At 64.8% G+C, this 13,291-nt stretch carries 10 protein-coding genes; all 10 read left to right on the forward strand.

Going from position 1 to position 13,291, the window contains the following annotated elements:
- Positions 1-11 precede the first annotated feature (11 nt).
- The 10 genes from G3580_RS08790 to G3580_RS08835 all read left to right on the forward strand — a co-directional run bounded on the left by G3580_RS08790 (position 12) and on the right by G3580_RS08835 (position 13,277).
- On the forward strand, positions 12-722 hold the full coding sequence (locus tag G3580_RS08790; RefSeq protein ID WP_173764898.1) for a succinate dehydrogenase iron-sulfur subunit: 711 nt from the start codon (positions 12-14) through the stop codon (positions 720-722).
- Positions 719-985: an FAD assembly factor SdhE gene (locus tag G3580_RS08795; RefSeq protein ID WP_173764899.1), complete on the forward strand. Its 267-nt coding sequence runs from the start codon at positions 719-721 to the stop codon at positions 983-985. Before G3580_RS08790 ends, G3580_RS08795 begins: the two co-directional genes overlap by 4 nt.
- A gap of 25 nt (positions 986-1,010) precedes the next feature.
- A complete protein-coding gene (gene gltA, locus G3580_RS08800; protein WP_173764900.1) occupies positions 1,011-2,306 on the forward strand; it encodes a citrate synthase in 1,296 nt (431 codons plus the stop codon).
- 140 nt (positions 2,307-2,446) lie between these two features.
- Positions 2,447-5,275: a 2-oxoglutarate dehydrogenase E1 component gene (locus G3580_RS08805; RefSeq protein WP_173764901.1), complete on the forward strand. Its 2,829-nt coding sequence runs from the start codon at positions 2,447-2,449 to the stop codon at positions 5,273-5,275.
- 43 nt (positions 5,276-5,318) lie between these two features.
- Positions 5,319-6,509 carry a 2-oxoglutarate dehydrogenase complex dihydrolipoyllysine-residue succinyltransferase gene (odhB, locus tag G3580_RS08810; protein ID WP_173764902.1) on the forward strand — a complete coding sequence of 397 codons (1,191 nt, stop codon included), beginning with the start codon at positions 5,319-5,321 and terminating at the stop codon, positions 6,507-6,509.
- Positions 6,510-6,563: 54 nt separating this feature from the next.
- Positions 6,564-7,994 carry a dihydrolipoyl dehydrogenase gene (lpdA, locus tag G3580_RS08815; RefSeq protein WP_173764903.1) on the forward strand — a complete coding sequence of 477 codons (1,431 nt, stop codon included), beginning with the start codon at positions 6,564-6,566 and terminating at the stop codon, positions 7,992-7,994.
- A gap of 91 nt (positions 7,995-8,085) precedes the next feature.
- Positions 8,086-9,198 (forward strand): cell division protein ZapE, encoded by a 1,113-nt coding sequence (zapE, locus tag G3580_RS08820; protein WP_173764904.1) that lies wholly within the window; start codon positions 8,086-8,088, stop codon positions 9,196-9,198.
- Between the two features lie 6 nt (positions 9,199-9,204).
- A complete protein-coding gene (locus tag G3580_RS08825; RefSeq protein WP_173764905.1) occupies positions 9,205-10,065 on the forward strand; it encodes a hypothetical protein in 861 nt (286 codons plus the stop codon).
- On the forward strand, positions 10,062-12,047 hold the full coding sequence (locus G3580_RS08830) for an ATP-dependent DNA helicase (protein WP_173764906.1): 1,986 nt from the start codon (positions 10,062-10,064) through the stop codon (positions 12,045-12,047). The genes G3580_RS08825 and G3580_RS08830 overlap by 4 nt, the downstream gene beginning before the upstream one ends.
- A 63-nt stretch (positions 12,048-12,110) precedes the next feature.
- A complete protein-coding gene (locus tag G3580_RS08835) occupies positions 12,111-13,277 on the forward strand; it encodes a M20 aminoacylase family protein (RefSeq protein WP_173764907.1) in 1,167 nt (388 codons plus the stop codon).
- Positions 13,278-13,291: the final 14 nt, after the last annotated feature.

Here is a 13,291-nt window from a genome sequence, read left to right on the forward strand (position 1 = left end):
GAGTCGAAACAATGAGTAAACGTACCGTTCAATTCAAGATCTACCGTTACGATCCGGATCGCGACGACAAGCCCTACATGCAGGACATTTCCGTAGAGCTGGAGCCATCCGACAAGAAACTGCTCGACGCCTTGGTGCGTCTGAAGGCCAAGGACGATTCCCTGTCCTTCCGCCGTTCCTGCCGCGAAGGGGTGTGTGGCTCCGATGCCATGAACATCAATGGCAAGAACGGCCTGGCCTGCCTGACCGACGTGGACAGCATTCCGCAGCCGATCACGCTGCGTCCGCTGCCGGGTCTGCCGGTGATCCGCGACCTGATCGTGGACATGACGCAGTTCTTCAAGCAGTACCACTCGATCAAGCCGTATCTGGTCAACGACGATCCGGCGCCGGAGCGCGAGCGTCTGCAGTCGCCCGAGGAGCGCGAGGAGCTCAACGGGCTGTACGAGTGCATCCTGTGTGCCTGCTGCTCGACTTCGTGCCCGTCGTTCTGGTGGAACCCGGACAAGTTCGTCGGGCCCGCCGGTCTGCTGGCGGCCTATCGTTTCCTCGCCGACACGCGGGATCAGGACACCAGTGGGCGTCTTGACAATCTCGAGGATCCGTACCGCCTGTTCCGTTGCCACTCCATCATGAACTGTGTGGACGTCTGTCCGAAGAGCCTGAACCCGACCCGGGCGATCGGCAAGATCAAGGACATGATGGTCCGTCGCGCAGTATGACCATCCATCGGGGGCGCGTTCGCTGGCACTGTCGCCGGGCTCTTCTGGAGCTCGACCTGGTGCTCGCGCGCTTCCTCGAAACACAATTCGACCAGCTGGACGAATCACAGCTGGAGATTTTGCAGGAGCTGCTCAATCTCGAAGACCATGAGCTCTGGCCCATGGTCAACGGGAGCAAGGAGTGCCCCGAGACGCGCTGGGAGCCGATCATCGGCATGCTGCGCCATTCAAAGGCATCGGGCGGTTCGGGCATCAAGCAATAACTACGGGTAATACAGAGGACGAGTCATGAGCACTGAACGTAGCGCAAACCTCACGATCGACGGCAACTCCTACGAGTTTCCGATCATGTCCGGCACCCACGGCAACGATGTCATCGACATCCGTTCGCTGGGCGGCCAGACCGGTCTTTTCACGTACGATTCCGGTTTCCTTTCGACCGCCAGCTGCAAGTCGACGATTACCTACATCGACGGCAACAAGGGCGAACTGCTGTATCGCGGTTACCCGATCGAGCAACTCGCCGAGCACTGCAACTTCCTGGAAGTGGCTTACCTGCTCAAGAACGGCGAACTGCCCAATGCGCAACAGAAGGACGACTTCGAGGTCACCATCAAGCGTCACACGATGCTGCATGACCAGATGATCAAGTTCTACAGCGGCTTCCGCCGTGATGCCCACCCGATGGCGGTCATGGTCGGTGTGGTCGGCGCGCTGTCGGCCTTCTACCACGACGCCCTGGACCTGCAGGACGCCGAGCACCGCAACGTCTCCTTCAACCGCCTGGTGGCCAAGCTGCCGACGATCGTGGCCAACGCGTACAAGTACAACGCCGGGCAGCCGTTCATGTACCCGCGCAACGATCTGGGCTACACCGCCAACTTCATGTACATGATGTTCGGTACGCCGTGCGAGGAGTACAAGCCGAACCCGGTGCTGGTGCATGCGTTGGACACCATCTTCACGCTGCACGCCGATCACGAGCAGAACGCCTCCACCTCCACGGTGCGTCTGGCCGGTTCCTCCGGAGCCAATCCGTTCGCCTGCATCTCCGCCGGCATCGCCTGCCTCTGGGGCCCGGCACACGGTGGCGCCAACGAGGCCTGCCTGGAAATGCTCGAAGAGATCGGCGACGTCTCCCGCGTGGGTGAGTACATCAACCGGGCCAAGGACAAGAACGATTCGTTCAAGCTGATGGGTTTCGGTCACCGCGTCTACAAGAACTTCGACCCGCGCGCCAAGCTCATGCGCAAGGTGTGCTACGAGGTTCTGACCGAACTGGGCCTAGAAAACGATCGCCTCTTCAAGCTGGCCATGGAACTGGAGCGGATCGCGCTCGAGGACGAGTACTTCGTCGAGAAGAAACTCTATCCGAACGTCGACTTCTACTCCGGCATCGTCCAGAAGGCACTTGGCATCCCGACCTCCATGTTCACCTGCATCTTCGCGCTGGCGCGCACGGTGGGCTGGATGACCCAGTGGGAAGAAATGATGACCGATCCGGAATACAAGATCGGCCGTCCGCGGCAGCTCTATGTTGGCGCTGCCCGCCGCGATGTCGTACCTATCGATCAACGCGGCTGAAAGAGCAATGAGGGAGGGGGCAAAACACAATAAATAAGCAAATCGGGATGATCGTGCGCGAGCGTGATCATCCCGTTTTTGCAATGCCCCAGAGAGTCGCTCCGGGCAGGCGGAGCAAAGTGATTTCGGGTGATGCAACCATGATGAAACAATTGCGCAGCAACTCGATGCTCTTCGGTGCCAACGCACCCTTTGTGGAAGAGCTCTACGAGTCCTATCTCTCCGACCCGGACAGCGTGCCGGACGAGTGGCGGACTTACTTCGACGGCCTCAAGGCCGGGGCGGCGGCGGCGGTGCGCGATGTGGCGCACACGCCGATCATCACCGCCTTCGAGCAGATGGCCAAGCGTGGTCCCGTCCGCGTCGTCAAGGGCGGGGAGGGCAACAAGCGGCAGGTCAGCACGCTGCAGCTGATCAACGCCTACCGCTTCCTGGGCAACCGCTGGGCCAACCTGGATCCGCTCAAGCGCAACGAGCGTCCGCATGTGGCCGAGCTCGAGCCGTCCTACTACGGGTTCACGGAAGGTGACCTGAACGAGCAGTTCAACGTCGGCTCCTTCCACGCCTTCTCGACCGAACAGGCTTCCCTGCGCGAGATCCTCGAAGCGGTTCGCCAGACCTACTGCGGCTCGATCGGTTCGGAGTACATGTACATCTCCGATATCAGCCAGAAGCGCTGGATCCAGGCCCGGCTCGAGAGCATCAAGGCGACCCCGTCGTATTCACCCGAGCAGAAGAAACACATCCTGCGCCGGGTGACTGCCGCGGAGACGCTGGAAAAATACCTGCACACGAAATACGTCGGCCAGAAGCGCTTCTCGCTCGAGGGTGGCGACTCCACCATCGTCGCGATGGACGAGCTGATCAACGTCGCCGGCACCCTGGGGGCGCAGGAGATCGTCATCGGCATGGCGCACCGTGGGCGTCTGAACGTGCTGGTCAATACCCTGGGCAAGTCCCCGTCGGAGCTGTTCGCCGAATTCGAGGGCAAGGCCGAAGTGGACCTGTCCGCAGGCGACGTGAAATACCACAAGGGCTTCTCGAGCGATGTGATGACCGCGGGCGGGCCGGTGCACCTGACGCTGGCCTTCAACCCGTCCCACCTGGAGATCATCAACCCGGTGGTCGAAGGTTCGGTGTACGCCCGCCAGGTGCGCCGCGACGACGCCAAGAAGAACCAGGTCCTGCCGGTGCTCATCCATGGCGACTCGGCGGTGGCCGGCCAGGGTGTGAACCAGGAGATGCTCAACTTCTCGCAGACCCGGGGCTACGGCACGGGCGGCACGGTGCACATCGTCGTCAACAACCAGATCGGTTTCACCACCTCCGATCCGCGTGACTATCGCTCGTCGCTGTATTGCACCGACATCTTCAAGATGGTCGAGGCGCCGATCTTCCACGTCAATGGTGACGATCCGGAAGCGGTGGCGCTGGTCACTGCGCTGGCGGTCGAGTTCCGCAACGAATTCAAGAAAGACGTGGTCATCGACCTCATCTGCTACCGCAAGCTCGGCCACAACGAGCAGGACGAGCCGATGGTCACCCAGCCGTTGATGTACCGCAAGGTGGCGCAGCATCCGGGCACGCGCAAGCTCTACGCCGACCGTCTGGTGCGCGAAGGCGTGTGTGCCGAGAACGAACCGGACCAGATGATCCAGGAATATCGCGAGCATCTGGACAAGGGCGAACTGCTCGCCAATCCGGTGCTCTCCGGCCACAACCGCAAGTTCGCGGTGGACTGGACGCCGTACATCGGTCAGGAATACACCGACGAGTGCGACACCAGCGTGCCGGCGACCGAGCTCAAACGCCTCGCCGAACGTCTGACCGACCTGCCCGAAGGCTTCGTGCTGCACTCCCGGGTCAAGAAGATCATCACCGACCGCGCGGCCATGGGCCGTGGCGAGCAGCCGATCGACTGGGGCATGGGCGAGAACCTGGCCTATGCCAGCCTGCTGGTGCAGGGTTTCGGTGTGCGCCTGTCCGGCGAAGACGTGGGACGCGGCACCTTCTTCCACCGTCACGCGGTGCTGCACGACCAGAGCCGCGAGCGCTGGGACGAGGGCGCCTATGTGCCGCTCATGCACATCCAGGAAGGCCAGGGTGGCATGCAGGTGTTCGACTCGGTCCTCTCCGAAGAGGCCGTGCTCGGCTTCGAATACGGTTACGCGACCGCGGAGCCGGAGCATCTGCCGGTGTGGGAGGCCCAGTTCGGCGATTTCGCCAACGGCGCCCAGGTGGTGATCGACCAGTTCATCAGCTCGGGTGAAGCGAAGTGGGGCCGCATGGCCGGGCTCACGCTGCTGCTGCCGCATGGCTACGAAGGCCAGGGGCCGGAGCATTCGTCCGCCCGTCTCGAGCGCTACATGCAGCTGTGCGCCGAGAACAACATGCAGGTGTGCGTGCCGACCACGCCGGCGCAGATCTTCCATCTGCTGCGTCGCCAGATGGTGCGCAAGCTGCGCAAGCCGCTGGTGGTGATCACGCCCAAGTCGCTGCTGCGTCACAAGGAGGCGGTGTCCGAGCTCGACGAGCTGGCCAAGGGGCAGTTCCAGACCGTCATCGGCGATGTGGAGAAGCTCGACGCCAAGAAGGTCAAGCGCGTGGTCCTGTGCTCCGGCAAGATCTACTACGAGCTGATGGCCTATCGCCGCGAGCAGAAGATCAAGGACATCGCGGTGATCCGGATCGAGCAGCTCTATCCGTTCCCGGCCGACAAGTTCACCGAGGAGCTGGGCCGCTATCCGAACCTGAAGGAAGTGGTGTGGTGCCAGGAAGAGCCGCGCAACCAGGGCGCCTGGTACTGGTTCGCCTCGCGCCAGCATCTGGCCAAGGTGCTCGGCGGCAAGCAGCAGCTGCTCCTGGTCAGCCGTCCGGCATCCGCCTCGCCCGCGGTGGGCTACTACGCCAAGCACAATCAGCAGCAAAAAGAAGTCATCGAGAACGCCTTCGGCGTCATCTCCGAATAACCGAACAACACGAACGTATCAAGCATAAGAGGGAGTTGAATCCATGCTGATCGAAGTCAAAGTCCCGCAGCTGTCCGAGTCCGTCTCCGAAGCCACGCTGGTGAGCTGGCACAAAAAAGAAGGCGAGGCCGTCTCGCGCGACGAAAACCTGATCGACATCGAGACCGACAAGGTCGTTCTGGAAACCCCGGCCCCGGCCGACGGCGTGCTGGTCAAGATCATCATGGGCGACGGCGAGACCGTGACCAGCGGTGACCTGATCGCCCAGATCGATACCGAAGCCAAAGCCGCCAAGGGCGCTGAAAAGGCGCACGAGCCGGCACCGGAAGTCACGCCGCCGCCCGCGGCCAAGTCGTCGTCGGCCGCGGCCGGCAGCGCCAGCCCGTCCGCACGCAAGATCCTCGACGAGAAGGGTGTGGCCGAGGCCGACGTGAAGGGCAGCGGCCGTGGCGGTCGCGTCACCAAGGCCGATGCCCTGGCCGCCGAGAAGGGCACCGCTGCGGCGGCGCCGGCAGTGACGGTGGCCGACGGCGAGCGTCCGGAAGAGCGCGTGCCGATGACCCGTCTGCGCGCCCGCATCGCCGAGCGTCTGCTCCAGTCCAAGAACGAGAACGCGATCCTGACCACCTTCAACGAGGTGAACATGGGCCCGATCATGGCCCTGCGCGCCGAGTACAAGGACAAGTTCGAGAAAGTGCACGGTGTGCGCCTGGGCTTCATGGGCTTCTTCGTCAAGGCCGCCGTGGCGGCCCTGAAGAAATTCCCGATCCTGAACGCCTCGGTCGATGGCAACGACATCGTCTATCACGGCTACTTCGATATCGGTATCGCCGTGGGCAGCCCGCGCGGCCTCGTGGTGCCGATCATCCGTGATGCCGACCAGATGTCCATCGCCGATATCGAGAAGAAGATCGCCGAATACGGCCAGAAGGCCAAGGAAGGCAAGATCTCCCTCGAGGAGCTCACCGGCGGGACCTTCTCCATCTCCAACGGTGGCGTGTTCGGCTCCATGCTGTCCACCCCGATCATCAACCCGCCGCAGTCGGCCATCCTCGGCATCCATGCCACCAAGGATCGTCCGGTGGTCGAGAACGGTCAGATCGTGATCCGCCCGATCAACTACCTGGCCATGTCCTACGATCACCGCATCATCGACGGCCGGGAAGCCGTGCTCGGTCTGGTGACCATGAAGGAAGCGCTCGAGGATCCGGCCCGCCTGCTGCTGGACGTCTAATCACGCCGACGGGCGGGCTCACGAGGCCCGCCCGATCTCATGAGGGAGAGATGAATGTCGAAGAAAGAATTTGACGTCGTGGTCATCGGTGGTGGCCCCGGCGGTTACGTGGCGGCCATCCGCGCCGCCCAGCTGGGTTTCAAGACGGCCTGCGCCGAGTCCAACCCGTACGCCGATCCGAAAGGCGAGCCGCGTCTGGGCGGCACCTGCCTGAACGTGGGCTGCATCCCGTCCAAGGCGCTGCTGCACACCTCGCACCTGTTCGAGGAAGCTGGCCACGCCTTTGCCGACCAGGGCATCAAGGTGGGCAAGCCGAGCATCGACGTGCCGACCATGATCGGCCGCAAGGCCAAGGTGGTCGACCAGCTCACCGGCGGCATCAAGGGCCTGTTCAAGAAGAACAAGGTCACGATGCTGCCGGGGCATGGCAGCTTCGTCGCCAAGTCCGCCGGCGGCTGGACGCTCAAGGTGGGTGACGAAGAAGTCGAGGCGAAGCAGGTCATCGTCGCCACCGGTTCCACGGCGCGTCACCTCGACGGCATCCCGGTCGACAACACGCTCATCTGCGACAACATCGGTGCGCTCGACATCGACGCGGTGCCCAAGAAGCTCGGTCTGATCGGCTCCGGCGTGATCGGCCTCGAGATGGGGTCCGTGTGGCGCCGCCTGGGTGCCGAGGTGACCATCCTCGAAGCCATGGACAGCTTCCTTGCCGCCGCCGACCAGGACGTGGCCAAAGAGGCCCAGAAGGTGTTCACCAAGCAGGGCCTGAACATCAAGCTGGGCGTCAAGGTGGGCAAGGTCACGCCGGCCAAGAACAAGAAATCGGTCACCGTCGAGTATGAAGACAAGGACGGCCAGCAGAAAGAGAGCTTCGATCGCCTGATCGTCTCCGTCGGCCGGGTGCCGAACACCGCGGGCCTCAACGCCGAGGCGGTGGGCCTCAAGATCGACGCGCGTGGTTTCGTCGAGGTGGACGATCACTGCAAGACCAACCTGGACGGCGTGTGGGCGGTGGGCGACGTGGTGCGCGGCCCGATGCTGGCCCACAAAGCCATGGAAGAAGCCGTGATGGTCGCCGAGCTGATGGCGGGCCAGTCCGGCCATTGCAACTTCGACACCGTTCCGTGGGTCATCTACACCTCGCCGGAGATCGCCTGGGTCGGCAAGACCGAGCAGCAGCTCAAGGCGGACGGCGTCAAGTACCGCGCCGGCAAGATCCCGTTCCTGGCCAACGGTCGGGCGCTGGGCATGGGGGACACCACCGGCTTCGTGAAGATGCTCGCCTGCGCCGAGACCGATCGCATCCTCGGGGTGCACATCATCGGGGCCAATGCCTCCGAACTGATCGCCGAGGCCGTGGTGACCATGGAATTCCATGGCGCCGCGGAAGATCTGGCCCGCATCTGCCACGCGCACCCGACCCTGTCGGAAGCCGTGCATGAAGCCGCCCTGGCGGTCGACAAGCGCCCGCTGCACTTCTAAGAAGGCGCATCGCAGTACCCAGAGGGTGGGAGTGGGGTGGCAGCGCCGCCCGACTCCCGCCTTCGGCATTTCCAGAAGGTAGTAGTTGCCCATGCCCCATCGAGTCCTCAAGGTGCCGGAACACGGCATGATCGATGCCTACAAGGCCACCCTGGCAGAGCGCGGTTACAGCCCCGATCCCGCCCAGGAAGCGGCCGTCAAGCGCCTCCAGCGCCTGTATTCGGACCTGCTCGGCTTCAAGGTTGCCCGGCAGAGTTTCCTGAAGAAATACGTCTTCAAGCCGCAGCAGCCCAGGAGCGTCTATTTCTGGGGCGGCGTCGGTCGCGGCAAGAGCTTCCTGATGGATTGCTTCTTCGAGTCGATTCCGTATCGGCGCAAGCGCCGGGTGCATTTCCATGCCTTCATGCAGGAAGTGCAGAACGATCTGAAGCAGCTCAACCACCTGCCCGATCCGCTCAAGACCGTGGCCGATCGCATCGCGGACGAGACCCGGCTGCTGTGCTTCGACGAGTTTCACGTCTCCGACATCGCCGACGCGATGATCCTCGGCCGCCTGCTCGAGGCCTTGTTCGAGCGCGGGGTGATCTTCGTGATGACCTCCAACTACCCGCCCGACGGACTCTATCCGAACGGTCTGCAGCGCATCAATTTCCTCCCCACCATCGGGCTGCTCAAGCAGCGTTTCGATGTCATCGAGGTGGACTACGGCACCGATTACCGGCTGCGGACGCTGGAGCAGCTGGAGAAATATCTGGTGCCCGACGATGACGCGGCGCGCCAGCGCATGAGCGAGGATTTCTTCCAGATCGCCGGCTTCGAGGGCGCGGCGGGGGAGCTGGAGATTCTCGGTCGCCGCATGACGGCGCTGCGCCTGGCGCCGGGGGTGGTGTGGTTCGACTTCGCCGTGCTGTGCGGTGGGCCGCGGTCGCAGAACGACTATCTTGAACTGGCGCGCGAGCACCACACGCTGCTGCTCTCCGGCGTACCGAAGATGAACGCCGGCATGTCCAACGAGGCGCGACGTTTCACCTGGCTGGTGGACGTGCTTTATGATCATCGCGTCAAGTTGATCATGAGCGCCGCGGTCGATGCCCCTGAGTTGTACACCGAAGGCAACTTTGCCAACGAATTCGTGCGCACGGTCAGCCGTCTGCTCGAGATGCGCTCGCGTGAGTATCTGGGTGAAGCGCACCGGCCCGAGTGAGCGGGTATGAGACGTGCGTCGACACTCGTCTTTCTGGTGGTGACACTGGTGCTGATGGGCGTCAGTGTCACGGCACGTGCCGAGTTCCCGCTCACCATCCTCAAGACCCGACACCTGAGCGCCGAGGTCATCGCGCCGAAGCTGGCGCCGCTGGTCTCGCCGGGCGGCCGGGTCAGTGGCATCAACGACACCTTGCTCATTCGTACCGATGCGGCCAACCTGGTCGAACTGCGCGCCGCCCTCGAGGCCATCGATCGACCGGCCCAGCGGCTGCGCATCCGGGTGCGCTCCGCACTGGACGCCCGCGAGACGCATCGGGATCTCGGCGTGGGCGGCGAGCTCGGCAACGACGACGTGCGCATCCGCTTGCCGGATACACCGGACCGGCGAAATACCGAAATCCAGATCGGTTCCGCACGCATCGGCGGTTCCGTCGGCTCATCGAGCCTGCGCCAGGGTGGCGAGCAGTTCGTCGATACTCTCGATGGCGGGCGTGCGAGCCTGTTTCTGGGCACCTCGGTGCCGCTCCCGTTTCGCCAGGTGTTCATCCGGCCGGACGGCACCCGGGTGGTGCGCGGCACCACCTATCGGGACGTGGGTTCCGGGGTCATCGCGGAACCGGAAGTGCACGGCTCGCGGGTGCGTGTGGTGATCAGCCCCGAGCGCAGCCAGATGGACGCGCGCGGTCGCGCCCAGGTGTTCCGTCTCGAGACCGAGGTCGAAGGCCGACTCGGCGAGTGGATGCCCGTCGGCGGCGCTGAACAGACCACGGACGACCGGGGCATCGAGATCGGTCGCACCAGCAACGCCAGCCGGGCCTCCGGCGCCGTGTTCTGGCTACGGGTCGATCCGCTGGACTCGCCATGAGCACGCTGACCGATGTCTTCGCGCCCGACGGGGCTCTTGCCGACGCCGTGCCGGGATTTGCGCCGCGCGCGCAGCAGCAGGAGATGGCGGAACGGATCGAGGCGACGATCAAGGCCAACGGCGTGCTGATCGCCGAGGCGGGCACGGGCACCGGCAAGACCTTCGCCTATCTCGTCCCCGCGCTGATGTCGGGCGGCAAGGTGTTGATCTCGACCGGAACCAAGACGCTCCAGGACCAGCTCTACCGGCGCGATCTGCCCACCGTCCGCGCCGCGCTCAAGCTGCCGCTCAGCACCGCGCTGCTCAAGGGGCGCGCCAACTACGTGTGCCACTATCATCTGGCGCGCAACGCCAGCGAAGGGCGCTTCCGCTCTCCGCAGGAGGTGGCGCATCTGCGCAAGATCGTGCGCTTCGCCGAGATCACCGGCACCGGCGACAAGGCCGAATGCCACGACGTGCCCGAAGACAGCCCGGCCTGGATCGCGGCCACCTCCACCCGCGACAACTGCCTCGGCCAGGACTGTCCCAACGTGAAGGAGTGCTTCATCCTGCGGGCGCGCCGTGCGGCGATGGACGCCGACGTGGTGGTGGTCAATCACCATCTGTTCTTCGCCGACGTGGTGCTGCGCGACGAGGGCATGGGCGAGCTGCTGCCGGCATGCAACACCGTCATCTTCGACGAGGCCCATCAGCTGCCCGAGACCGCCACCCTGTTCTTCGGCGAATCGGTCTCCAGCGCCCAGGTGATCGAGCTGGCGCGGGACACGCGCACCGAGACCCTGGCGGGCGCCGCCGACTGCCGCGACCTGATCGAAGCGACCCGCAAACTGGAGAAGGCGGCCCGCGACTGGCGCCTGAGCGTGAATGGCGAAAACCTGCGCATCGGCATGGACCAGCTCGATCGGCATCCACAATTCACCCAGGCGCTCGATGGCCTGCATGCCGAGCTGGAGCGCTTCGGCAAGCTCCTCGGCACCCAGGCCGAGCGTTCGGAAGGGCTCGCCAACTGCCTGCGGCGGCTCGACGAGCTGTTCGTTCGCCTGCAGCGCTGGCGCCACCCGGAAGAGGCGCAGGTGGTGCGCTGGGTGGAGGTGTTCACCCAGTCCATCCTGATCCACAGCACGCCGCTGCAGGTCGGCGCCCTGTTCGTGCGCCAGATGGAAGGGCATCCACGGGCGTGGATCTTCACTTCCGCCACCCTGGCGGTCGGGGCGGACTTCAGCCATTACATGCGTGAGCTCGGCCTCAACCTGCTCGAGACGGCGCCGGATTGCGCGGTCTGGGGCAGCCCCTTCGATTATGAAGCGCGCTCGCTGCTGTACGCACCCACCCCGATGCCGGATCCGAACGATCCCGGCTATCCCGACGCCGTGGCCGACGTGGCCTTCCCGCTGATCGAGGCGGCGCAGGGGCGCACCTTCGTGCTGTGCACCTCGCTGCGCGCCATGCGCCTCATCCACGAGCGCCTGGCCGACAAGCTCGAACGCGCCGGATTGGCGCTGCCCCTGCTGGTGCAGGGCGAAGCCTCGCGCAGCACCCTGCTGGCGCAGTTCCGCGCGCTGGGCAATGCGGTGCTGGTGGCCAGCCAGAGCTTCTGGGAGGGCGTGGACGTGCCCGGTGACGCGCTCTCGGTGGTGGTCATCGACAAGCTGCCCTTCGCGCCCCCCGACGATCCGGTGCTCGCGGCGCGCATCGAGCATCTGCGCAAGATCGGCGTCAATCCGTTCATGACCTACCAGCTGCCGCGCACGGTCATCAACATGAAGCAGGGCGCCGGTCGCCTGATCCGCACCGAACGGGACAAGGGCGTGCTCGTGGTGTGTGATCCGCGCATGGTGGACAGGCCCTACGGCCGCCGCGTCTGGCGCAGCCTGCCGCCCATGGCGCGCACCCGGATCGAGCAGGAGGCGGTTGCCTTCCTGCACACCTTGCCGCCGGTGAAGCGGGCCACGGACGAAGAACCGGCGCCGGCCGATCCGTGAACACGGACCTCGAGGCGGCGATACACTGTCGAATTCGGAACATGAATACAGACAGGAGGGCGCATGAAGCTCATTGACGCCGTCGTCGAACAACACCCCCACCTGACCGCCGTGCGGCGGGACATCCATGCCCACCCGGAAGTGGCGTTCCAGGAACACCGGACTGCGGAACTGGTCGCCAAACGCCTCGAGGCGTTTGGCATCGAAACCCATCGCGGCATCGGCCGCACCGGCGTGGTGGGCGTGATCCGCAACGGCCACTCGGCGCGCAGCATCGGCTTGCGCGCCGACATGGACGCGCTGCCGATCCAGGAGCGCAACAGCTTCGCCCATCACTCCCGTCACGAAGGGCGCATGCACGCCTGCGGCCACGACGGCCACACCACGATGCTGCTCGGGGCCGCGGAGCACCTGGCGAAGCATCGGGACTTCGACGGCACCGTGGTGTTCATCTTCCAGCCGGCCGAAGAGGGCGATGGCGGCGGGCGCGAGATGATCGAGGACGGTCTGCTCGATCGCTTCCCCATCGACCGGGTGTTCGGCATGCACAACTGGCCGGGCCTGCCCGCCGGCACCTTCGCCGTGCATCGCGGGCCGGTCATGGCCTCGGCGGACCGCTTCGACATCGACATCACCGGCCACGGCGCCCATGCAGCCATGCCACACTTAGGGGTGGACCCGGTGCCGGCGGCGGCGGCCATGATCCAGGCCCTGCAGACGGTGGTCAGCCGCAGCATCGATCCGCTCGACGCCGCCGTGGTGTCGGTGACGCGCATGCAGGCGGGCGAAGCCTACAACGTGATTCCCGACCGGGCCCGCCTGACCGGCACCGTGCGTGCCTTCAGCCGCGAGGTGCAGGCCCGCATCGAGACCACCATGCAGCGGGTCTGCCAGGGTATCGGTGCCGCGCACGGGGTGAACGTGCACTTCCAGTTCCGGCGCGGATATCCGGCCACCATCAACAGCGCCGACGAGGCGGATCGGTGTGCCGAGGTGGCGCGCGAGGTGGTGGGCGGCGAGGCGGTACTCACCGACCAGAAACCGAGCATGGGCGCCGAGGATTTCGCCTATTTCCTCCAGGAGCGGCCGGGGGCCTACGTGTGGATCGGCAACGGACCGGGTGAGGGCGGCTGCATGCTGCACAACCCGCACTACGATTTCAACGATGCGGTGATCCCCGTCGGGGTGACCTACTGGGTGCGTCTGGTCGAGCGTCTGCTGGCCGTCTGAGGAACCTTTGCGTC

The organism is Nitrogeniibacter mangrovi (genome assembly GCF_010983895.1).
GTDB lineage: Bacteria > Pseudomonadota > Gammaproteobacteria > Burkholderiales > Rhodocyclaceae > Nitrogeniibacter > Nitrogeniibacter mangrovi.